Raw genomic sequence first — 24592 nt, forward strand, 5'->3', positions numbered from 1 at the left:
ACATAAAATTATGAATTCTCTTTTATTTTTAATTTTTGATAAGAAAGAGGTTGATTCTTTGTTTTGTTTTAATGGAATAAGTTAAGGTATTAGTCAAATCTTTTATAAATGCTTAAATTATTTGTGTTATTCTAAGTTTAATTAGCTACAGAAAACTGCGAATCATATAAGTTTTTGTAATAGCCATCCGTTTTATTGAGTAGTTCTTGATGCGTTCCTTGCTCCACAATAAGTCCTTTATCCATTACGACAATCTTATCTGCATTTACGATCGTTGCCAATCGGTGGGCAATAATTATCGAAGTTCTGCCTTTAGTAATAGTTTCAGTAGCACGTTGAATTAATTCTTCAGAATAAGTATCAATTGATGAGGTTGCTTCATCCAAAATCAAAATACTCGGATTACTTACATACGAACGTAAAAACGCGATCAATTGTCTTTGTCCAGACGAAAGCATCACACCACGTTCTTTTACATCAAAATCATAATTATCAGGAAGGCTCATAATGAAATCATGCACGCCAATTTTTTTAGCAGCTTCCAGTACTTTCTCACGAGTAATCTCTGGATTATGTAAAGTTATATTATTGTAAATCGTATCAGCAAACAAAAATACATCCTGTAAAACCACAGCAATTTGTTTTCTTAAAGAAGCTAATGTATAATTTTCGATATTATGTCCGTCAATATAAATGCTTCCGCTGTTGATTTCATAAAAGCGATTCAGCAAATTAATAATAGTAGATTTTCCGGCACCTGTAGAACCTACAATTGCAATAGTTTGTCCAGAATTGACAGACAAATCAATTCCTTTTATTACTTCTTCTTCCGGAATATAACTAAAACGAACATCTTTAAATTCAATACTTCCTTCAAATACAGGAGCTTCAATAGTTCCAGTGTCCTGAATATGATCTTGTGTATCAATAATATCAAAAACTCGATTCGCTGCAATCATTCCTAATTGCATTTCGTTGAATTTATCTGCAATCTGTCGCAACGGATTAAAAAGCATTCCGATAAACATCGTATAAGAGAATAAATCCCCAAAAGTCGTAAAATGATCTCCGTTTAAAATTTTGAATCCACCAAAAACAACCACTAATCCTAAAGTAATTGACGAAATAATATCAGCAATCGGGAAGAAAATCGAGTTATACAAAATGGTCTTTATCCATGCAACTCTATGTTTGTCATTTATAACTTTAAAATTTTCAGCTTCAATTTTTTCTCTGTTAAAAAGCTGTACGATTTTCATTCCTGTAACACGTTCCTGAACGAATGAATTCATATTAGCAATTTGAGTTCTCACTTCTTCAAAAGCAACCTGCATTTTGCGTTGAAAAATTCGGGTAATGTAAACCAGAATTGGCATGGCTACAACAACAATCCAAGTTAGTTTCCAGTTCATATAAAACATAAAAAGCAAAACCACTAGCATTTTCATCAAATCACTGATAATCATAAAAAGTCCTTGGCTGAAAATACGGGCAATTGATTCAATATCCGAAACTGATCTGGTTACCAATTGTCCAACCGGAACCAAATCAAAATACTTCATTCTAAAACTTAAAATATGTTTGAAAAGTTTGGTGCGAATGTCTTTTACAATGTCTTGCCCGAGCCAATTTGCCCAATAAACAAAGTAGAATTGTGAAAAAACCTCCATTAAAAGTACGCCGCCCATTAAGACAATATATAGGAGTAAACCATATTTATCATGCGTCTTGATATAACCGTCAACCGTTTGTTTTAGTAAATAAGGACGAAGCGCAGCAAAAATCGATAGTGAAATTGCAAAAACAATAACGCCATAATAGCGCCATTTATAAGGTTTTGTATATTTTAAAATTCGTTTAAATAATCCGGTATCGAATGCTTTTGCTTTCATGTATTTTAAGGAGCTATTCCTGCTTTTCGTTACAAGTTTTTCTCAAAAATATGTTTTTGTATTATTTTTATAAAGCTTCCGTTGGTCGCTCCATAAAAATTACAAAAACAATATTTTTTTCAAAAAAGCTTTTCACTGCAATCAGGGCTATTTTATGATGTAATCGTATTTTATTTCGGTTAAATATAAACCATGTGCAGGAACCGAAAATCCTGCTTTTTCTCTGCTTTTACTTGCAATAATATTTTCAAAATCATACAAAGAGATTTTATGCAGCCCTATATTAACTAAAGTTCCCACAATAGAACGAACCATATTTCGTAAAAATCGGTTTGCCGAGATCGTAAAAATCAATTTGTTGTTTTCTTGTTTCCAATATGCCTCAAAAACCGTGCAATCAAATGTATTTACATCTGTATTTACTTTAGAAAAACATTGAAAGTCGGTATGATTCAATAAAATTTTTGCGGCTTCATTCATCAAAGCTACATCTAATTTTTGATTAAAATACCAGCTGAGTTCCTGTGAAAACGGATTTTTAACAGTGTTGATATGATATTCGTATGTTCGTTTTGTGGCATCAAATCGGCAATGCGCTTCATCATGAACCAAAATAATGTCATAAATGGCAATATCTTTCGGTAAATACGAATTCAGTTTATGCACTAAATTCGGAACGTCTAATTGAGTCTCAAAATCAAAATGCCCATACATTTCTTCGGCATGAACTCCAGTGTCTGTACGCCCGGCGCCCATAACATTTATAGGTGAATTTAGTAAAACTGAAAGTGCTTTGTTTAAAGTTTCCTGAACAGAAGATGCATTGGGCTGAAATTGCCAGCCATGATAATGTGTTCCGTTATAAGCAAATTGAATAAAATATCTCACAGTAGAGGTTCAAAGGTTCAGAGTGGCAAAGGTACAAAGGTTTTTTTAAAGTTGCTATCCCGATAGCTATCGGGACTAAGTTGCTAAGATGCTAAGTTTTTTTATACGTATGGATTGTAGAGACGCACAGCAGTGCGTCTAACTTCGGATTGGAAAATTTTTACTTATATATAGTGTATGACATTTCGATATAAATGTAAAATCGATTAAGATGATTCTAATAAAATTCAGAAATGAAAATTTGCTCTAATAATATCTCAGAATGTCAGAACCTTTGTTAAAATCGCTCAAAAGCCAAAATGCGAATCATAGTTTGTTCAGCTAAAAATCGTGTCAAGAATTGACAATTCCAACGATATAATTAAAGTTAAATTTTAACATTTTTAGGAAGAAATTTCCAAATGTTAATTTTTAAAAAATTTCATTTTAACATATCATATTTCTCCTATGTTTGTACAACTAAATATCAAAAACTATGAATGAAATTACTTCTTATTGGTGGATACTTTTAATTTTATTTGCCTTTCTTTTTTACAAATTTATTTTACGTGTTTTCTTCGGAATGGTGATCGTTCCTGAGGATAAAATTGGTTTAGTGACCAAGAAATTCGTTTTGTTTGGAGCCGACAAATCTTTGCCAGATGGCCGTATTATTGCGACCAAAGGCGAAGCGGGTTATCAGGCGCAAACACTTGCTCCAGGTTTATATTGGGGGATGTGGATCTGGCAGTATTCAATCGATATGACTGGATTTACGATTATTCCGGAAGGAAAAATTGGATTGGTTTTAAGTAAAGACGGAAAGGAAATCCCAACCGGACGAATCTTAGCCAGAAGAGTAGACAGTGACAATTTTCAGGACGCTACTGCATTCTTGAATAATGGAGGTCAAAAAGGTCGTCAGACTGCTTTTATTACTACAGGATCTTATCGTATTAATACGTTTTTATTTGAAATTGTAGTTGCCGAGCAGATTAAGATTTATGAAAATATGATTGGTATCGTGACGGCTCTTGATGGTGAACCAATTCCGCAAGGTCAGATCGCTGGTAAGTTTGTTGAAGCGCATAATAACTTTCAAGATTTTGACAAGTTTTTGGAAAGTGGCGGAAATCGTGGTTTACAGCCTCAGGTAATGTTGGCAGGTTCTTATTATATCAATACATGGGGAATTCAAATTGAACAAAACCCAATGACAGATGTGCCAATTGGTTACGTAGGAGTTGTGATTTCTTATATTGGAGAAGATGGTCAGGATGTTACCGGAGATACTTTCAAACACGGAAATATTGTTTCTAAAGGACAGCGCGGTGTTTGGATGGAACCACTTGGACCTGGAAAATATGCATTGAATAAATATACAACTAAGCTGGAAGCGGTTCCAACAACCAATCTGGTTTTAAACTGGGCAAATGCCAGAAGTGAATCGCATGATTTAGATAAAAACCTGTCTACGATTACAGTTCGTTCAAAAGACGGTTTCCCTTTTAATCTTGACGTTGCGCAAATCATTCACGTTCCGGCTGCTGAAGCGCCAAAAGTAATTGCGCGTTTTGGAAGCATGAATAACCTGGTTTCTCAGGTTTTAGAACCAACGATTGGTAACTATTTCAGAAACTCGGCTCAGGATAGCGATGTAATTTCGTTCTTGACAACAAGAAAAGAGCGTCAGGAATCGGCTAAAAATCACATTAAATTGGTGCTTGACGAATATAACGTAAATGCTGTTGATACTTTAATTGGAGATATCGTTCCACCAGATTCGTTGATGAAAACTTTGACTGATAGAAAATTAGCAGAAGAAGAGCAAAAAACATATCAAACGCAAAGAATGGCTCAGGAACAGCGTCAGGGAATGGAAAAAGAAACTGCTATTGCTGATATGCAAAAAGAAATTGTTCGCGCTTCGCAAAGTGTTGAAATCGCACAAAGAACTGCAGATGCAACGGTAAAAAAAGCAGAAGGAGACGCTACAAGTTTGAAACTGAACGTAAATGCCGAAGCTGAAGCCACAAAAATGCGTGCAAGCGCTGAAGCCGAAGCGACTAAAGCAAGAGCAGGAGCACAGGCAGAAGCAACAAGATTAAATGCTAGTGCCGAAGCTGAAAAAATCTCAAAAACAGGTTTGGCTGAAGCGGAGAAAATTATGGCGATTGGTAAATCAACTGCTGAAGCTTATCAACTTCAGGTGAGTGCAATGGGAGGTGATAACTTTACCCGTTATAAAGTAACAGAAGAAATTGGTAAAGGAAATATCAAAGTAATTCCAGATGTATTGATTTCCGGAAATGGTGGTTCTGATGGTTCAATTAGTGGATTATTAGGATTGAAATTAATGGAAATGATGGATACTAAAGATTTAAAAGAAGGAAAAAATCCTAAAAAACAATAATTGTTTATCAATTTGATATCATAAATCCGATTTGCGAAAGCAAATCGGATTTTTTAATTAAAAAAGCCTTAGGACCTTAGCATCTTAGTCCCGATAGCTATCGGGATAGCACCTTTAAAAAAACCTTAGTATCTTAGCAACTTAGAATCTTAGCCTCTTAAAAAATGACAAAAATCCTTCTTCTTTCAGATACTCACAGCCACATTGACGATACTATTTTAAAATATGTAGCACAAGCTGACGAAGTTTGGCATGCCGGAGATATTGGGGATTTGAATGTTACCGATACAATTAAAAAATTAAAACCTTTGAGAGCAGTTTACGGAAATATCGACGATGCTAAAGCACGATTGGAATTTCCGTTAAATAATCGTTTTATGTGTGAAAATGTTTCCGTTTGGATCACACATATTGGAGGTTATCCGGGAAAATACAATCCGAATATTAGAGAAGAAATGGCAGCAAATCCTCCTAAATTATTTATTTGTGGACATTCGCATATTTTGAAAGTGATGTTTGATAAAAAGAATAACTTATTACATATGAACCCAGGCGCGGCAGGAAAAAGTGGTTTCCATCAAATGCGAACTATGCTTCGATTTGTAATTGATGATGATAAAATCAAAGATTTGGAAATTATCGAAATCGGGAAAAAGTAATGATTTTTAATGCGGAATCGGGATTTTTATTTTTATAGAAGTACCCTGATTCACTTTTGAAACAATATCAAAACTTCCTTTGAATTTTTTGATTCGGGCTCTTATTCTATTTAAGCCAAAACCTTCATATTCATTCGTTTTTCTGGCATTAAATCCTAACCCGTTATCTTGTACTTTAATAATAAAATTGTTTTCTGTTTCGTTTAGAATTAATTGGGCATTTGTTGCTTTACTGTGTTTTATAATGTTGTTAAATAATTCAGATATAATAAAATAGATTTTCATTTCAAATTTTTCGGGATATCGTTTATTGGATGAAATTGAACTGGTAAAATCAAAATTTAGAGTACGATTTGAGGTTTTTTCGCATAAATCTTCCAATGCATAAACTAACCCAAAACGGACCAAAAGACTAGGAACAAGGTCATGTGATACATCGCGAAGAAGATCATGTGCTTCGGCTAAAATGGCTTTTGCTTTTCTGATTTCTTCTGATTCTATATTGTTTTGTGCGGTAAAAGTATTGAGATGAAGCCCAACAGACGATAGTAACGAATTGATATTGTCGTGCAAAAAAGAAGCTATTTTTTTGCGTTCTATTTCTTGTGCATCAATTCCTGAATTAATGACATTGAGAAGGATTTTTTGCTTGAGATCTTTTCGCTTTATTTTTTGTTTTAATTTATTGTTTTGATAAAAGAAATAAAATAAAAAAAAGAGGATTATAACAAGAACAATCCCTAAACTGACTACTTTTTTATTTCGAAGTTTTTCAAGCTTATTTAATTCGGCAATGCTTATCTTTTTTGATATAGATGTGTTTTGAACGTTTTCTTTTGGAATTTCTTTTTGCTGACTAAAAGCCGGATTTTCATTAAAAAAAATAATGACAAAGAATAAGATTGCAATTTTAAAAATGCGCATAATTAAAGCTGTTTTTAAATCATCTTTTCAGATTAAGGATTTATCAGATTGTGTTTTAAAGCATATTTGACTAAGCCAATTGTATTTTTTGTCTGCAGTTTTTTCATGATATTTTTCCGATGCGTTTCAACAGTATTAAGACTGATAAAGAGCTGCTCACTTATTTCTTTTCCACTATATTCGAGTGATATTAAAGTGACGATTTCAATTTCGCGCGGACTTAAAATGGGATTTTCAATATAGACGTTGTTGTTTAATTGTGGGTTATTTTGCGTAAAACTGTTGAATATTTTTTCTCTTATTAAATCTGAAAAATATTCTTGTCCTTTATAAACCATTTTAATTGCCTCAATAATATTTTCACCTGCACATTTTTTTGTGAGATACCCTTTTGCGCCTAATTTCATGACTTCTTTAATGATTTTTAAATCATCATAACTGGAAAGAATAATAACTTTCAATGGATTTTTCTGAGCATAAAATTCCTGTAAAACTTTAATTCCATCTTTTTCAGGCATGCTGATATCCAGAACTAAGATATCGGCATTATTTTGCATAACATCATTATATACTGTAGTTCCATCTAGGGAGCTGCCAATAACTTCAAAGTTTTCAACTGTTTGTAATAAATTGGTTAGACCATCAATAAGTACTTGATGATCATCTGCAAGATGAATCCTTATTTTTGATGTCATGATAAATTTGATTATGAAAAGGCAAATTTACCATGGAAATGATCTTTAGAAGTGCTCTTTAAGTTTGATTTGTAATAATTTAGGGCACAAAAAAAACCCGAATAAATTCGGGTTTTTCTTCGCACAAAAAATTAAGTTTATAGGTTTATCTCAAACGATCTACAGATTTTACAAGATCTTCGTCCTTTTTGATGGCCTTATTAGCTAAAACTAATAATACGATAGCAACAATCGGAAGAAACATCCCAATACCTTTCTCAGAAACAGCTGTAGCCGTTTCTCCAGATAAATTTAGTGATCGATATACAAATAATCCTAATAAAATTAAATTTAATATTATGTTCAGTCTGTTCATCACAAACTGATTTTGTCTTTTTTTGTATGATATAATGCTAATAATAGTCAGCATTGTACTTAGTCCTAATAATACAGTGTAAACCTGATCCTGCATAAAGTAAAAAGGTTTACCGCCATTTACTGACCAAAGTGGTATAAAAAATAATAAAACCCCTGTAATTACAAAGGTAAGAATTAAATATACGGTTTGAATTCTTTGTAACATAACTTGAAATTGTTTTACAAAAATATATTTTCTTTTTTATAAATACTATTGTATGATTAAAATTTATTCGTATTATTGCATCATAATACCGTAAGCACTTCATACTGCGGTCAATTGAAATCATTTATCTACCTACTTTTTACAGTATTTCCTTTAAAATAATTAAATTCATAGAACATTCATGTTTGATATTTCTGCATTAAAAGAAATGAAGCTTTCTGAGCTTCAAGAAATAGCTAAGTTGGCTAAAACTATAAAGTTTAATGGTGTTAAAAAAGAGACTCTGATTACTCAGATTTTAGCGCATCAAGAAGCGACTATTGCGCCGCCGGCACCTGCTGTGGCTGATAAGGAAATAGCAGACGAAAAACCAAAAAGAGCAAGAATAGCTCCTGTAAAAAAAACAGCAGCACCAAAAAATGCTCCAGTTTTAGAATTTGATAAAGTCGAAGAAGCTGCTCCTGAAAAAAAGGAAGCTGCACCAACGACTAAGCCAAAAATTCAGTCGGCACCAAAAATTCAGGCTGAACCAAAAGTTCAGGAAAGTACGGAAAGTCCTGTAGAAGCGAAAAAAGAGCCAAAAATTGTTAAGTTCAACAAATCGGCTTATGAAAAAAAGGTAGCGCTGCAAAAAGAAAAAGAGGCAACAAAAGATATTGTAAAAGAAGTGATTGCCGAAGAAAGTACTGAAAATACTGCTCCAATCGCAGAGAAAACGGAAAATACCCCTCAGGTAAAAAAGATAAATCCGAATCAAAATAAAAATCAAAACCCTAATCCGAATCAGAATCCAAACCAAAATGGAAACGGTAATGGTAATGGAAATGGGAATAACGGAAATCAAAACCCAAATCATAAAAATAAAAAGAATAATAATTTCAGAGATTCAGATTTTGAATTTGACGGAATTATCGAAAGTGAAGGTGTTCTTGAAATGATGCCAGACGGTTACGGATTTTTACGTTCATCAGATTATAATTATTTAGCTTCTCCAGATGATATTTATTTATCAACTTCACAAATTAGATTGTTTGGTTTAAAAACTGGAGATACAGTAAAAGGAGTGGTTCGTCCTCCAAAAGAAGGTGAGAAGTTTTTCCCTTTAGTTCGTGTACTTAAAATCAATGGTCACGACCCGCAAGTAGTTCGCGATAGAGTTTCTTTTGAGCACTTGACACCTGTTTTTCCTTCTGAAAAATTCAAATTAGCCGAAAAAGGCAGTTCTATATCAACTCGTATTATCGATTTATTTTCTCCGATAGGAAAAGGACAGCGTGGAATGATCGTTGCACAGCCTAAAACGGGTAAAACAATGCTTTTAAAGGATATTGCAAACGCGATTGCAGCAAATCATCCTGAAGTTTATTTAATCGTTCTTTTGATTGATGAGCGCCCTGAAGAGGTTACCGATATGCAAAGAAGTGTTCGTGGAGAAGTTATCGCTTCAACTTTTGACAGAGAACCACAAGAACACGTTAAAATTGCCAATATCGTTCTTGAAAAAGCAAAACGTTTAGTTGAATGCGGACATGATGTTGTAATCTTATTAGATTCGATTACACGTTTAGCGAGAGCTTACAATACGGTTCAGCCGGCTTCTGGAAAAGTATTAAGTGGAGGTGTTGATGCGAATGCATTGCAAAAACCAAAACGTTTCTTTGGAGCAGCAAGAAATGTAGAAAACGGCGGTTCATTAAGTATTATCGCAACGGCGTTGACTGAAACTGGTTCTAAAATGGATGAGGTTATCTTTGAAGAATTTAAAGGAACCGGTAACATGGAACTTCAGTTGGATCGTAAAATTGCAAACAAACGTATTTTCCCTGCAATTGATCTTACTTCGTCAAGTACACGTCGTGACGACTTATTATTAGACGAAAAAACGTTACAAAGAATGTGGATTATGCGTAAATATCTATCAGATATGAACCCAGTAGAATCAATGGATTTTGTAAACGACCGCTTCAAGAAAACAAGAAATAACGAAGAGTTTTTGATTTCGATGAATGACTAGAGGAAGTCGCTAAGATGCTAAGGTTCTAAGATACTAAGTTTTTTCTTTGACTTTAGTTCACAATATAAAAAAGGGATGAGTTTTTAAAACTCATCCCTTTTTGTTTTATCTTAGAATCTTTACATCTTTAAAGAAAACTTAGAATCTTAGCAACTTAGAACCTTAGTATCTTAAATTATTTCTTATCAACTAAAGGTCTATTTTCTCTGTTTGCTAAATCCCAAGCAAGTACAAAAGCAAGTTGTGCTCTTTTTGCTAAGGCGTCGTATTCTATTTTTTCAGGTGTATCATCTTTTCCGTGGTAGTCTTCGTGAACTCCATTGAAGAAAAAGATTGACGGAATACCATGTTTTGCAAAGTTATAATGATCAGAACGCTCGTAGAAATGATTTGGATCTTTTGGATCATTAAATTTGAAATCCAAGTTCATTTTGATGTATTTATCATTTTGAGCTACAACTGCATTGTGTAATTCACTAGATAATCTGTCAGCTCCAATTACATATACGTAATTATTTGTATTTGCGTGTTCAACATCGCGGCGTCCAATCATGTCAATGTTGATATCTGTAATTGTATTAGCAATTGGGAATAATGGATTTTCAGAATAAAAACGAGAACCGTGTAAACCGTGTTCTTCGCCAGTTACGTGAAGAAACAAAATAGAACGTTTTGGTCCGTGTCCTTCTTTTTTAGCTTTAGCAAATGCTTTAGCAATTTCCATTACAGCTACAGTTCCAGAACCATCATCATCGGCTCCGTTGTAAACTTCACCATCTTTAATTCCAACGTGATCGTAATGCGCAGAAATTACCAAAACTTCATTTGGTTTTTCAGAACCTTCGATATACGCCCAGATATTTTCAGAATCCGGTAAATTTTCATTGCGTCTTGCATTTAAAAATGATGCTGGAATATGCTGATAGTAATCTGCAGCTCCTTTAGGGAATGAAATTTTATTTTTTTTGTATTGTTCGATCATGTAAAGTCCCGCTTTCTTTTGTCCTTTTGAACCAGTTTCACGGCCTTCCATTTCATCAGAAGCAACAACATAAAGCATTTTTTTCAAGTCTTTTGCCGTGATCGAGTTCATGTATTTCGTTGGGGCTGAATTGCCTTTTGAAGCAACAGACTGCGCATTTTTACATGAAAACGCCGAAGCAATTAATAAAAGAAGTACAATTTTTTTCATTTTGGGTTAGTGTAAATTAATGAATATGTATAACATATAGAATGTCAGTAAAAATAGGATAAAAAAGAAGTTTATGAAAAATAATGTTACACTTTTAACAAATGATACGAATCTAGTTTCTCCATAAAAACGATGATGCGCAGGATAAAAGTAGTAGCACATCCAGATGATACCTACAAAATTTGTAATACCTGCTATTGCTTCTGCAATACCATTTCCTCCAAATAACGCGGCTACTTTATTGACAATAAATAAGATCAGAAAGATTAAGAGCAAAAACGAAAAATAATGCAGTGTGAAAATTCCGTGATCAAAATAATACCATCTTTTTTTATTATGAAAAATCCATAAGAAAAAGGCGAAGAACGGCATTATAATAAAGAGAATTTTCGGAATGTTGTGAATAAACGATTCGATGAATTTTTCTATGATTTCCTTTTTAGTGTTAGTTTCAGTCACGTGAACAACTTTCTCATAAATCCAATATTGAAAATCAGAAAGTTTATCATCTTCTTTTCCGTATTTCTGAATTGAATCGATTTCTTTCATCGTCTTTAATTCAAAATGGCTTTTGTCGTTAAAAGTTTTAACTACTTTTTTACCTTTTTCATCCTTTGTAGTTTGCGAAAAAAGCTGATTTTCCCCTTTATTGAGTTCTTCCGTTACCTTATTAGGAAACAGAGCAATCAATAAAAAAGTAATAAAACTTATGAAAATATAAAGACGAACCGGAGCCAGATAAGACAGCCTTTTTCCAGAAAGATACTCTTTCGTTAATGTTGAAGGCTTTAGAAGCAAGTTTCTGATTGTTTTCCAAAATGCATTTTCATAATGCGTTAAATCTTCAAAAAAATGAACAAATAAATGATGGAAAGTTTTTCGTGTATCGCTGTTTTCTTGTCCGCAGTTTGGACAAAATTTTTGCTCGACTACATGCCTGCAGTTCAGGCAGGTTTTGTCTTCTCTGATTTTATTATGTGACATTGGTTTATTTAGTTGATTTGGTGTTTTGGGTTAGTTTTTGGGTTTTACTTTTTAAGGACTTCGTTTAAGAAAAGTAATAAATGATCAAAAGATCGTTTTGCAGCTACAGGATTATAAGCAGCGCCTTTAGAGTTGTCGCTTCCAGCTTCCGGATTTGTGAAAGAATGAACTGAATCTGCATAATAAATCATTTGCCAGTCGGCTTTAGAGTCGCGCATTTCTTGCTGAAAAGCGGCAACTTCATCTTTTGAAACAAATGGATCATCAGCACCATGACAAATCAAAACTTTAGCTGTAATTGGTTCTGTTTTTCTGGATGCGTCTTTGCCTAAACCGCCATGAAATGAAACTACTCCTTTTACATTCAAATGTCCACGTGCTGCTTCAAGAACGCCTGTTCCTCCAAAACAATATCCAATTACCACAATATTATCAGCATTTGCACCTGATTTAATTAATTCCTGTAATGCTGCATTGATTCTTTTTTGGTAAGCTTCGTAATTAGTTTTATAAAAACCTGCCTGTTTTCCTGCTTCTGAAGTGTTTTTTGGATAATTTCCTTCGCCATAAATATCAGCTATAAAAACATGGTAGCCCAATTTTGACAAATCTTCGGCATATTTTTTAGAGGCATTGTCAATTCCGAGCCAAGCCGGCAAAAGCAAGATTCCAGGATTCTGACTGCTTTTTTTAGCAGATTTTATAGATAAACCGTTTAATGCCTGATTTCCGTCGGCATATTTTACAGGTTTTAATTGTGCGTTTATAGTGTTAGAAAACAGTATGGTAGCAAAAATAAGAAGGGCTGAATTTTTCATGATTTTACAATTTTAAACAAATATCAGAAATATTCTCTTATAAAAAAACCTCGAAAGAAAGTTCTTCCAAGGTTTGTTTGTAATGTTTTTTCTGATCAAAATTATTCGCCGGGATGATACGTTTTTTCGGCATTTTTAATGACGTCTTCTTTATAAAAAAGAACATCTTTAAATTGTCCTTTTCGATACATTTCGGCCTGATCAGTGAAATGTTTTGAGTTTTCGTCTCCACTGTTTCCACCAGCCAACAATGATTTTGCTTTTATTTTTGGCCCAAATTCAACCGCACAGATAAAACTGTTTCCATTGTAACCATAACGTTTTTTAGAATTATTCTGATAACTGCTTTTAAAAGAAGGCAAACTTCCCCATGAACCTGGTCCGTAACCAACTGGTATACTTGGTTTTGAATCGTCATATTTTAAATCAATTGCACCGCTTGAACGCTGAAAACGGTTGATTTCGCCCCAAGCTACTTGCCATCTTCCAAATTTTGTTTCCAATTCTTTCAAAACGGCCTGCAATTGTGGTATCATTTGTGTCACTGTTGCATTTTTTGCAAATTTCTTGGTGTTTTCAACTTGATCCAATTCTCCTTCGTCAATATAAGCTTTCAAAATAATCGGGTCTAATTTATATGCCCATTCAACAGCCAGAGTAGTTGCAACTGAATTTTCTTTCGCATAATAATCCCAGTATTTCAGTATCGAAATTGGCTCTTTTAAAGCAGCATATTCTGGTGATTGTACGTTTATGTTTTTTTCGAAAACATTTATTAGACTTGGAATTAATATTTCGAAAATTGATAATTTCGAATCATAACCATCAGCAATTACTTTGTCTAAAGTATATTTGTTGCCTTTGCTGAAAATTCGGACTGCATTAATTCCTCTAAAATTTTCTCCATCTGGCGCCATATAAGGAATATAATCAGCTTTTTTTGGACTGTTTATCCCAGCAACAGAAAAAGGAGTAGAGTTGCAGTTTTGTAACCAGCCATTTACAGGATTATATAAATGAACGGTTTCGTTTACTTCATGCAAACCTTTCCATTGTGTTGCAGAAATTGAACCATCAATTACTTTTGACCAATTTAAATTTTTGTCCCGAATTGGAATAAAATTACCATGCCAATACGCTATATTTCCTTTATTATCAGCATAAACAGTATTGTTAGATGTATTAGCTTTCAAATCCATAGCTTTTTTGTAATCGTCAAAACTGGTCGATTTTGTTCGTACCCAACTTTGAATCAAACTTGTCATTGATCTGTTATTTGATTTTAAGCTAATCCATTTTCCGTCACGTTTAGCCATAATTGGGCCGTTGTTGGTAAAGTAGGTTTTGAATTTTTTTGGAATTAATTTTCCATTTTCGGTATAATTGATCGTGATTTCTTTTTCGATTACAGGTAACAGTTTGTTGTCAAATTCGTAAAATAATTTACCTTTTTTATCAACGATTTTTTCAGCATACATATCTGCCACATCAACGTTTGATGATGTATGCATCCAGCCGCAGTTTTCGTTGAAACCTTGATAAATAAAGAACTGTCCCCAAGTTACAGCGCCGTAAACATTCAAACCTTCTTCGCTGGTAATTTGAACCTCGGGTCTGAAGTAAAAAGTTGTATGTGGATTTATATATAAAATGGCATTTCCGTCAGCGGTTTTAGATGGCGCAAATGCAAATCCGTTTGATCCAGTTTGAACGTATTTTTCTCTTTCTACGTAAGCCACTTTATCATTATTTCCAGAGTAAAAAGCTTTCAACTCGGCTGTTGAAAGGTCGGCGGTACTAATCGCGCCAATACTTCCGTCAGTCCAAAGTAGCGGAAACCACGGTTCAAAATGTGTTAAAAGTGCCGGTTTTACTTCTGGATGTTTGTACAAATAAAAATTGATGGCATCGGCATAACTATTCAAAAGCTTTTTTAGCCATACAGGCGCTTTTGTATAATCAGCTTTTGCTTCGTCTACATCAATCAGGAGTTTGATTTCTAAATCATTGTACAAAACCGATTGCCCTTTTATTTCTGAAAGACGTCCCAGTTTTTCAATATAATTCATTTCAATTCTTTTGAAATCGTCTTCACACTGCGCGTACAATAATCCAAAAACAGCATCGGCATCTGTTTTTCCATAAACATGTGGAATTCCCCAATTGTCTCTAATGATAGTAACTTGTTTGGCAATATTTTCTAATCGGGCGACTTCTTTTGTGTTGGTTTTTTGTGCCGAAATTTGAAAACTCACACAAATGAAAAAGAAGGATTTTATTATTTTAGAATAGAAATGCATGATTATTTGATATTAAATTTTTGACCAGGAGTGTAAATGCTCATTTGTAAATTCTCGATCGATATAAGATTGTTTTTGTTTGATTTTTTGATTCCTTTTGGCTTGCGAACTACAATAACTTCGCTTTCTCCAGCAACTTCAACCTGATTATTTCTAACAATTATTGCAGTTGCCTCATCGATACCAATTCCGGTTAATTCCGGAAATTCAACTAAAGCAGAAAGTAATCTGTTGTAACGGTTTCTTTTTAAGAAATGCTGATCAATAACGGCAGTTTTCAATAATCCCAAACCTTCAGAAGTTTCTAAATTATCGTATCGAATATTGTCAAAAGTGCCCGAATATTCTTTTTCTAATTTCTGATTTCCAGTAATCATTTTTTCAGACATTACAGCCGCTCCGGCACTCGTTCCAGAAATTGTGCTTCCGTTTTCATAAGCTTTTTGAATTGCTGTTTTGATTGGCGTATTATGAACAACAGCCATGAAACGGCTTTGGTCGCCTCCGCTTATAAAAATCAGTTTTGCTTTTTGAACAGAATCTGTAAGTTTTTTGTTTTGTGCAGTTGCTGCAGTGAAATTCAGCATCACAATTGGGTTTTGCGTCAATTTCACCATTTGTGTTTTAAAGAAAATAAAAGAGCTGTCCGGTTCTTCACTCGACATAGGCAAAACCACGATATAATCTTTTTTTCCTAATTCGGCGACAGCCAAAACCTGTTTCATTAAAGCATCTGAACGATCGCCTCCGCCAATGATGAATAATTTCCCTTTTGGATTTTGTGCCTGCATTAAAAAGCTTGTCAATAACAATAACACCGAAATTGATTTTTGGAAAGAAAATTTAAAAAGAAACTGATTTTTCATAGTTATTCGGTTTAGTTATTTGGATTTTCTAAAAATTTTGAAAGAGAAGAATTGACAATAAAAAGCACATCTTTTATTTTGTCAAAATCTACTTTCGAAGCTTTGTCGTTCGGTGTATGATAATCATCGTGAAAACCGCTGAAAAAAGTCATAATAGGAATTCCTTTTGCAGTAAACGACGCATAATCGCTTCCTGAATGCCCGTTCGTTTCCCATAAATCTAAACTAAACGGATTTTGAAGTTTCGCATTGATTTCGGTGGACATTTTTCTCAAATTTCCATCTTCTTTTTGAGTTCCAATACTTAAAATTCGCTGTAATTTATCCTCTGGCGCACTTCTGGAAATCATATCCATATTGATTGCCAACAGTATTTTTTGTTTGCTGAAATCAAAATTCTGAACAAAATACTCGCTTCCTAAAAGTCCCATTTCTTCTGCAGTCCATGAAGCAAAAAGAATATTGTAGGGAGGTTTTATTTTAGATTCCGACCAATTTTTTGCTAAAGCCAGCATTCCTGAAGTTCCCGATGCATTATCATCGGCGCCGTTGTAAATTGAATCTTTTATAATGCCCAAATGATCGTAATGTGCTCCAACGATAATGGTTTTGGTAGAATCTTTTCCCTGAATCATTCCTAAAACATTTCGGACAGGAAAAGTTTCAGTCTGTAATTCAATGGAGAAATTAACTTCTGTGTTTTTTAATAGGGAAGAAGAAGTTTGAAGTTTCAGAGCTTTCTTTTCAAATATTTCCAATGAAATTTTAGTTTCAGATAAAAGTTTTTCGGCCGCTGATTTGTTCAGCCTAAAAATTGGAATCGAAATATTTGATGTAGTTTCTAAAGAATGAAAAACATCATTTTCTTTTGATTCTTTTGATTTGAAACTTGCTTTAGAATCGACAATAATTAAAGTAATTGCGCCTTTGTTTATAGTATTCTGCAATTTTATTTCTTCTAAATTATTTTCTTCAGGAAATAACTTTTTGAATTTCTGATAAACTTTAGATGTTGTGTCCTGATGGCTTGGAAATCCTTTTACTATCACAACGATTTTATTTTTTACATCTAGATTTTTATAATCGTTATAACTTCCGTCAGGAACACTTAATCCATAACCTGCAAAAACAACTTGTGCATTTTTTTGTAAAGATGTTGAAATTGGTGTAACTCTAAAATCTGTTTCTGGTGAAAGTGTAATGGTTTCTTTTCCTTTTTTGATTTCGAAAGCTGTTTTGGTAATTGTATGTTCTAAAACTTTAAAATCCTGAAAATAGTCTTCAGATTTGTAAGGCTTCAGCTGATACAAACTCATCATTGAGGCAACATATTCTGAAGCCATAAAACCGCCTTTTTGCGTGGCTCCGCGTCCTTCCATCCAATCTGACGCTAAAAAAGAAAGTGTTCCTGTAAAATCACTTTTAGAAGGATTTGGAACTGAAATCTGCGAAAACAGCATTGATTTACAGCAAAAAAGAGTAAATAAAAGCAGGATTCGTAAACGCATTTTTTTAGTTTAAAAGTTGATTATAATGAAATGTTTCTTTTAAAAGCACAACCTAATTCAATAATCGAATCAGTTTTGGCAATTCCGGGAATGTTATCGATTTTCTCGTAAAGAATTTTTCGCATGTGTTCGTGATTCTTCGCTACAATTTTTATGTAAAGCGTAAAAGAACCTGTAACATAATAACATTCTGTAATTTCGGGAATTTTTTTCATTTCTTCTATAATTCGATCAGAATCAGAATCTTTATTTAATGTGATTCCGGTGAAAGAAGCCCAATCATAACCAATATTTTTTTCTTGTATAATAGGTTTAATTCCGCCAATTACACCTTGCTCAATCATTCTGTTGATTCGCTGATGTACCATGGTGTTGGAGATTTTTAAATTGGTTGCAATTGCAGAAAAAGCCATTCTTCCGTCTTTTTCTAATTCCTTCAGTATATTAATATCGAATTCGTCTAGTATATCCATTCTTTTAAAATCTTCTTTTTATTTTATATAGTCCCTAAGGGACATAATTATTTCATATATATATTTTTCTACCAATATTTAACTCCTAACGGAGTATTAAATTTTTTATGCCTAATCATTTAAATATCTCGGAGAGATTAAATATTGGTAGCTAAAAAAATAGCACAACTCAATTTGTCTCGTAGAGACTGCATAAATATTATCTTTTTGATTTATAAAAGTAACTATTTTTTTCAATAATCAGGAATAAAATCAAAACATTGAATAGGTGAATTTTATTTTAATTTCCTTTTAAAAATTAAATTTGACTTATTTTAATGGAATATAAGTTTAATTTTTGCTTTTTTATGGCTTGTTTGAGAATTTTTGATACTTTTGTGTTTGAAAAATAACATATTATGACACATACAGAAAACATACTTTCGTCAAAATCTGAAGTTTTGATTGAAAAAGAGAATAAATACGGAGCTCATAATTATCATCCGCTTCCTGTGGTTTTAGAAAAAGGAGAAGGAGTTTATGTATGGGATGTTGACGGAAAAAAATATTTTGACTTCCTATCAGCTTATTCGGCAGTAAATCAAGGACATTGCCATCCTAAAATTGTACAGGCAATGGTTGATCAGGCTCAAAAATTGACACTGACGTCTCGTGCTTTTTACAATGACAAATTGGGAAATTACGAAGAATATATTACCAATTATTTTGGTTTTGATAAAGTTTTGCCAATGAATACTGGTGCTGAGGCCGTAGAAACAGCGCTTAAAATATGCAGAAAATGGGCTTATGAAGTAAAAGGAATTTCTGAGAATCAAGCGCAAGTAATTGTATGCGAAAACAATTTTCATGGAAGAACAACTACGATTATCTCATTTTCTAATGATGAATCGGCTCGTAAAAACTTCGGACCATTCACAGATGGATTTATAAAAATTGAATATGATAATCTTGAAGCTCTTGAAAAAGCTTTAGAATCATCAAAAAATATTGCTGGATTTTTAGTTGAACCAATTCAGGGTGAAGCGGGAGTTTACGTTCCGTCAGAAGGATATTTGGCGAAAGCAAAAGCGTTATGTGAAAAACATAATGTTTTATTTATTGCCGATGAAGTTCAGACAGGAATTGCACGTACTGGAAAATTATTGGCAGTTCACCACGAAAATGTACAGCCTGATATTCTGATTTTAGGAAAAGCAATTTCTGGAGGTGTTTATCCAGTTTCGGCTGTTTTAGCAAATAACGAAATCATGAATGTGATTAAACCAGGTCAGCACGGATCTACTTTTGGTGGAAATCCTGTTGCGGCAGCGGTTGCGATTGCAGCATTGGAAGTTATAAAAGATGAAAAACTAGCTGAAAATGCAGAACGTCTTGGTATTATTTTGAGAAAAGGATTAAACGAAATCGCAGAAAGAAATCATTTGATTACGCTGGTTCGCGGAAAAGGGCTTTTGAATGCAATTGTAATTAATAGCGGCGAAGATTCTGATTTGGCTTGGGAAATTTGTCTGAAATTCAGAGACAATGGTTTATTGGCAAAACCTACGCACGGAAACAAAATTAGATTTGCTCCGCCATTAGTAATGACAGAAGATCAAATTAGAGAATGTCTTGAAATTATTGAGAAATCTTTGAATGAGTTTAGATAAGGTTCTAAGTTGCTAAGACTCTAAGATTTTTATTAAGAAAGGTTCAAAGTTTTATAGAATAACTATAAAACTTTGAACCTTTTTTATGTTCAAAAAACTCAGAACCTTAGCGCCTTAGTATCTTAGAATCTTAAAAAAAATTAGCTTCCGTAACCAGGATTTTGCGTGATTTTTTTGTTGGCATCTGTTTCTTTTAATGGAATAGGGAAGACCAATCTGTTTGCATCATACGGAATCAAATCTGAACCGTCGCCATCTGAACTGATATCAATAGATTGTTTTGTTCTGCGGATATCATGAATTAAAAATCCTTCCATTCCTAATTCTAATTGACGTTCTAATAAAATATCATCAATGGTTACACTTGCCAATTCATCGGCATTTGCTCTTGAACGAATAATGTTGATGTCATCCAATGGCGTGTTACCAACGGCAGTTCCAGCACGTAAATTACTTTCAGCTCTAATTAAATACATTTCGGCTAAACGAATAACAGGTACATCACCAAATTGATCCGTAAATTTAGAAGTTAAAAGTCGTCCGTTATCTTCGTTTATATAATTAAAAGCAGCTCTGTCATCAGGATCGCTAAATTTCTCTAAATAAGCATCTCTAATTGTGAAATCACCACCACGGCCTCCATTTCCTTCAGATGCATAAAAAGTCACCATATCGTTCACACCGGTTTGTTTTGTAATTTGAATAGCAAAAACGTCTTCCGATTTATCTGTATCGTGATTGAAAGCGTCAGCATATTTTGCAGACAATGCGTGACCACTGTTTTCTATAACGTCATTTGCTGCATCTCTTGCTGCCGCATAATTTCCTTGTTGCAAGTAAACTCTCGCTAATAAAGCTTTTGCGGAATATTTATCAGCATAAAAACTGTTTTCAGCAGGAAGATTGGCGTAAGCTAAATTTAATCCGTCAATAATTACTTTGTAAACTTCATCAACAGTGCTTCTTTCTTTTGAAAGATCAACACTAAAATCATAAATAGCATTTGGTCTGATTACAACTCCTAATTGTGAGTTTGCCTGTCCGGCAACATAAGGTTTTGCAAAAAATCGCACCAAATCAAAATAGGCTAATGATCTTAAAAAATTAGCTTCTCCAATCATGACAGCTTGTCTGTTGGGATCTTTTACTTTATCAATGTTTTCAATAACCGTATTTGATGCATTAATAATTGAATAAAGTCTTGAATATGTCCCTTCAATAATCACGTTGTCAGACAGCATAAGCTTGTTGTACATTTGTCTAAGTTCACCAAAGGTTCCACGCCATCTTAAGTCGGTTGTGCTTAGTGAGCCTGTTACACCAAGTAGATCGGCATAAAGTAAAACTCGGCCTCCGTAGGCATTTCCATTTGCGGCAAGTGCATAAGTTCCTGTCAGGACATTTGTAACACCGCCTTCGGTACTTAAAGTGACAGTTCCGTCTTCTCTTTGCTTAGGATCTAAATCTAATTCATTTTCACAACTTGTAAAAAAGACTGCGAAAATTATAAGTATGATTAATTTATTTGCTTTCATTTTGATCATTTTAAAAATTAATATTTACTCCCATCGCAATTGTTTTAGCTGGTGGTGCTGAGTAAAAATCTTCTCCAATTATTGCAGCTCCACTGGCTCTTGAATCATCTCTCCTTGCTTCTGGGTCATATCCTTTGTAATTTGTAAAAGTAAGCAAGTTAACAGCAGTAAAATATACTCTCAGACTGCTCAGTTGCATTTTAGCTACTGCTTCTTTTGGTAATGAATATCCAAAAGTCAGGTTTCTTAAACGAACAAAATCTGATTTATCTAAATAACGAGTTGATGCCTGAGTTCCGTTTGAACCTCCAAATCTTGCTTGCGGCACATTCGTAATATCACCAGGTTTTTGCCAGCGGTCTAACTGATCCAGTGTTTGGTTGTCAAAATAATCAGCAGCGGTTGATTGATATTGTCCTGCTGAATTAAAAATACTTGCACCCCATTCGCCCTGAAAAGTAAAACTAAAATCAAATCCTTTGTAAGTCATTGTATTTGTAAGTCCAGACATCAAGGTTGGGAATGGATTACCGGCAATGATTCTTTTTGCTTGGCTGTAATCGTTTGTAGTGCTTTTGTCAATACTTCCATCAGCATTTGTTGTATTTTTCACAAAAAGAGCATCTCCGTTTGCAGGATCAACTCCGGCATATTCAACTAAGTAAAAAGATGAAATGTTTTCGCCAACTCTGTTAATTCCGTAATCAAGAATAATGTCGGTATTGTTGTTTGGTAATGATTTTACTTTTGATTCATTTGTGGTAAGGTTGAAACTTGTATTCCATCTAAAGTTTTCTGTTTCAATGTTTTTTGTATTCAAAGTAAATTCAAAACCGTTGCTTCTTATTTTACCAATATTTTTATTAATGTATGATGCTCCTGAACTTAACGGAAGAGGAACCTGGAACAATAGACCATCAGTATCTTTTTGATAGTAATCTGCTTCAAATGTGATTTTATTTATGAAGCCTATTTCGAAACCTACATCAGTCTGAGTTGATTTTTCCCAAGTAAGATTGTCATTTCCGGCCTGATCAAAAGTAAGACCTGATTTTAGGTTATATGGATTTGGTCTATACAATTGGCGTGAAGCGAAGTTCCCGATTTCGGCATTTCCTAATTTACCCCAGCTTCCTTTTACTTTTAAATAACTTAAAATGTTGTTGTCTTTTAAGAATTCTTCTTGTGAAATAACCCATCCTGCAGAAAACGCAGGGAATACTCCAAATCTTTCATTTTTTCCAAAACGAGAAGAACCGTCACGACGAATACTTGCTTTGAAAAGATATTTTCCGGCATAAGCATAATTTAATCTTCCAAACTGAGAAACAAACGCATAATCAGTTTCACTTCCATGACCCTCATTTACTTCGGCACCACCGTCGATAGTATGGAAATCATCATTTGGGAAATAAATACTGTTTACATCCTGATAACGTCTGTTGTATTTGTTGAATTCCATACCGGCAACAACATTTAGCACATGTTTTTCTGCGAAAGTATGATCGTATGTGAAATAATTACTGAAAACATAATTTTCTGTATTTACTGAAGTTGCAAATACTGCTCCGTCAGTTGCCATAAATGGAGCATTTTTTCCTTGCCAATAATCTTCAGTTTGCATTAAAAGGTCATAAGAGAAATCGGAATTGAATTTCAAATCTTTAGTCAGTTTTAATTCGCCGAAAATTTTTCCGGTAAGTCTTCTCATGATTGTTTTCCAGGAAGTATTGTCTTTCGCTAATAAATAGTTGACATACTCTGTATTGGGGTTTGGTGTTCCGTCTTCTAATCTTGCTTGTGAAATTGGAGCCTGAGCCACAGACTGCAAAGGTGTAGAGAAGGAGTTATCATCCTGAACCCTGTGCATTAAAGCTCTTGAAAAACCAAAATTCATTCCCACTGTAAAGCGATCTGTAACTTTGTGTGAAACGTTTGATCTCGCTGTTATTTTTTCAAGATCATTGCTGTCGATAATTCCGATTGTGTTGTTGTATGCTCCAGAAAAGAAATATTTTGTTTTTTCATCCCCTCCCGAAACACTAAAATCAGCATCAGTAGTATAACCTGTTCTAAAAGCAATATCTTGCCAGTCGGTATTAATTTCTCCGTTTCTCCAGTCGGTTCCCTGAGATAGATATTCTAATTCATCTTCTACAGATTCTAAATCATCAACATTTCGTCCAGCTTCCTGCAACAATTCAACATATTGTTTTGCATTCAACCATTTTCTTTTGTGTGTTGCCTCGCTGACACCTTGAGAGAAATTAAGAGAAAAATTCCCTTTTCCTTCTTTTCCTTTTTTTGTCGTAATTAATACAACTCCATTTGCTCCACGAGCTCCATAAATTGCAGCAGATGAAGCATCTTTTAAAACATCGATCGATTCAATTTCGTTTGTACTTAATGTAAGTAATGGATTTGTTGGTGCTCCGTTGCTTGATTCGTTATCATTAATAAGCGGAATTCCATCTAAAACATACAATGGCTGAGTTCCCGCACTGATACTTGCCGCACCACGAACTCGGATATTGATTCCACCTTCAACTTTACCGTTTGTTTGTGTAATTTGAACTCCGGCTAGTTTACCAACCAAAGCATTTTGTACGTTTGAAACTGGAATTTGCTGAATATCTTTTGCTGTTACACGAGCAATATTATCGGTTAAATTCTTTTTTGATTGTGTACCGTATCCCACAACAAGAACAGCTTCAAGCTCATTTTGAGTTTCAACCATTTTAATTGTCATTGAGTTAGAAGCTTTTACTTCAACGGTTGCAAAACTAACATAACTAGCTACTAAAATATCGCCAGTTTTGGCCTGAATTTTGAAATTTCCATCAAAATCAGTTTGTGTACTGACACTTGTTCCTTTAAGAACAATGTTTACCCCTGGAATGGGAACACCTTTGTTATCAGTAACTGTACCAGAAATTGCCCCTCCTTGAGCCACAGCTATTTGCACACTCAAAACGAGCAATAGCCAAAAAAAATGTTTTAAATTAATTTTCATTTTTTATTGTGTTTAAATTAGTTCTTTCAAATATCTTAAATTTATGTTAAGTTGAAACCTCTTTTTAACATTAAAAATAACACATAACTTCATTTTTGTAATATTTGTAACAATTAGTACTCAAATACTTTTATTTTGTAAAAATTTAAGGGGTAATGTGATTAATATTTAATTGATTGGTTCTGTTTGAGTTGTATGTATTAAGAATTAACATAAAAACAGAGAAAG

General features: G+C 33.7%; 18 protein-coding genes. 4 read left to right on the forward strand and 14 right to left on the reverse strand.

The features are described 5' to 3' along the window. Positions 1 to 137: 137 nt before the first annotated feature. Together ACNFIH_RS19630 and truA are read right to left on the reverse strand one after the other, a co-directional pair. Positions 138 to 1892 (reverse strand): ABC transporter ATP-binding protein, encoded by a 1755-nt coding sequence (locus ACNFIH_RS19630; RefSeq protein ID WP_142450916.1) that lies wholly within the window; start codon positions 1890 to 1892, stop codon positions 138 to 140. A 147-nt stretch (positions 1893 to 2039) separates the two neighbouring features. Beyond that, positions 2040 to 2780 (reverse strand): tRNA pseudouridine(38-40) synthase TruA, encoded by a 741-nt coding sequence (gene truA / locus ACNFIH_RS19635; protein WP_426484433.1) that lies wholly within the window; start codon positions 2778 to 2780, stop codon positions 2040 to 2042. A gap of 475 nt (positions 2781 to 3255) precedes the next feature. Between truA and ACNFIH_RS19640 the strand changes: the two genes are divergently transcribed. Both ACNFIH_RS19640 and ACNFIH_RS19645 read left to right on the forward strand, forming a co-directional pair. Further along, positions 3256 to 5172 carry an SPFH domain-containing protein gene (locus ACNFIH_RS19640; RefSeq protein WP_035647098.1) on the forward strand — a complete coding sequence of 639 codons (1917 nt, stop codon included), beginning with the start codon at positions 3256 to 3258 and terminating at the stop codon, positions 5170 to 5172. A 164-nt stretch (positions 5173 to 5336) separates the two neighbouring features. Then, positions 5337 to 5831, forward strand: coding sequence for a metallophosphoesterase family protein (locus ACNFIH_RS19645; protein ID WP_426484434.1), 495 nt, complete (start codon positions 5337 to 5339; stop codon positions 5829 to 5831). 6 nt (positions 5832 to 5837) lie between these two features. Here ACNFIH_RS19645 and ACNFIH_RS19650 read toward each other — a convergent pair whose 3' ends face one another. The 3 genes from ACNFIH_RS19650 to ACNFIH_RS19660 form a co-directional block, all read right to left on the reverse strand. Continuing rightward, positions 5838 to 6755: a sensor histidine kinase gene (locus tag ACNFIH_RS19650; RefSeq protein WP_426484435.1), complete on the reverse strand. Its 918-nt coding sequence runs from the start codon at positions 6753 to 6755 to the stop codon at positions 5838 to 5840. A 32-nt stretch (positions 6756 to 6787) separates the two neighbouring features. Beyond that, complete coding sequence (locus tag ACNFIH_RS19655) at positions 6788 to 7450, reverse strand: response regulator (protein ID WP_426484436.1); 663 nt, start codon at positions 7448 to 7450, stop codon at positions 6788 to 6790. A 145-nt stretch (positions 7451 to 7595) separates the two neighbouring features. Next, positions 7596 to 8012 (reverse strand): DUF4293 domain-containing protein, encoded by a 417-nt coding sequence (locus ACNFIH_RS19660; protein ID WP_426484437.1) that lies wholly within the window; start codon positions 8010 to 8012, stop codon positions 7596 to 7598. Positions 8013 to 8193: 181 nt separating this feature from the next. Here ACNFIH_RS19660 and rho point away from each other — a divergent pair, with 181 nt between their 5' ends. Continuing rightward, positions 8194 to 10026, forward strand: coding sequence for a transcription termination factor Rho (gene rho / locus ACNFIH_RS19665; protein WP_426484438.1), 1833 nt, complete (start codon positions 8194 to 8196; stop codon positions 10024 to 10026). 175 nt (positions 10027 to 10201) lie between these two features. Here rho and ACNFIH_RS19670 read toward each other — a convergent pair whose 3' ends face one another. From ACNFIH_RS19670 to ACNFIH_RS19700, 7 genes are all read right to left on the reverse strand, one after another. Further along, positions 10202 to 11218: a M28 family peptidase gene (locus tag ACNFIH_RS19670; RefSeq protein WP_426484439.1), complete on the reverse strand. Its 1017-nt coding sequence runs from the start codon at positions 11216 to 11218 to the stop codon at positions 10202 to 10204. Between the two features lie 6 nt (positions 11219 to 11224). Then, a complete protein-coding gene (locus ACNFIH_RS19675) occupies positions 11225 to 12202 on the reverse strand; it encodes a DUF3667 domain-containing protein (protein ID WP_035647089.1) in 978 nt (325 codons plus the stop codon). 44 nt (positions 12203 to 12246) lie between these two features. Next, the gene (locus ACNFIH_RS19680) at positions 12247 to 13020 is read right to left on the reverse strand and encodes a dienelactone hydrolase family protein (RefSeq protein WP_426484440.1); all 774 of its coding nucleotides are present in this window, start codon (positions 13018 to 13020) and stop codon (positions 12247 to 12249) included. 101 nt (positions 13021 to 13121) lie between these two features. Next, positions 13122 to 15320 carry a penicillin acylase family protein gene (locus ACNFIH_RS19685; protein WP_426484441.1) on the reverse strand — a complete coding sequence of 733 codons (2199 nt, stop codon included), beginning with the start codon at positions 15318 to 15320 and terminating at the stop codon, positions 13122 to 13124. A gap of 2 nt (positions 15321 to 15322) precedes the next feature. After that, positions 15323 to 16186, reverse strand: coding sequence for a cyanophycinase (locus tag ACNFIH_RS19690; protein WP_426484442.1), 864 nt, complete (start codon positions 16184 to 16186; stop codon positions 15323 to 15325). Between the two features lie 11 nt (positions 16187 to 16197). Beyond that, a complete protein-coding gene (locus ACNFIH_RS19695; protein ID WP_426484443.1) occupies positions 16198 to 17694 on the reverse strand; it encodes a M20/M25/M40 family metallo-hydrolase in 1497 nt (498 codons plus the stop codon). Positions 17695 to 17714: 20 nt separating this feature from the next. After that, entirely contained in the window at positions 17715 to 18167 is a 453-nt protein-coding gene (locus ACNFIH_RS19700; RefSeq protein ID WP_035648092.1) for an Lrp/AsnC family transcriptional regulator, read from the reverse strand. Between the two features lie 398 nt (positions 18168 to 18565). On the opposite strand from ACNFIH_RS19700, the gene rocD reads away from it, so the two are divergent. Further along, positions 18566 to 19816 (forward strand): ornithine--oxo-acid transaminase, encoded by a 1251-nt coding sequence (gene rocD / locus ACNFIH_RS19705; RefSeq protein WP_426484444.1) that lies wholly within the window; start codon positions 18566 to 18568, stop codon positions 19814 to 19816. A 140-nt stretch (positions 19817 to 19956) separates the two neighbouring features. Here rocD and ACNFIH_RS19710 read toward each other — a convergent pair whose 3' ends face one another. Together ACNFIH_RS19710 and ACNFIH_RS19715 are read right to left on the reverse strand one after the other, a co-directional pair. Beyond that, positions 19957 to 21351: a RagB/SusD family nutrient uptake outer membrane protein gene (locus ACNFIH_RS19710; protein ID WP_426484445.1), complete on the reverse strand. Its 1395-nt coding sequence runs from the start codon at positions 21349 to 21351 to the stop codon at positions 19957 to 19959. A 10-nt stretch (positions 21352 to 21361) separates the two neighbouring features. Further along, positions 21362 to 24364 carry a SusC/RagA family TonB-linked outer membrane protein gene (locus tag ACNFIH_RS19715; protein ID WP_426484446.1) on the reverse strand — a complete coding sequence of 1001 codons (3003 nt, stop codon included), beginning with the start codon at positions 24362 to 24364 and terminating at the stop codon, positions 21362 to 21364. Between the last annotated feature and the right edge of the window lie 228 nt (positions 24365 to 24592).

Origin of the sequence: Flavobacterium sp. 2 (genome assembly GCF_049949195.1) — a bacterium.
In the GTDB taxonomy this organism is placed as follows: Bacteria; Bacteroidota; Bacteroidia; order Flavobacteriales; family Flavobacteriaceae; genus Flavobacterium.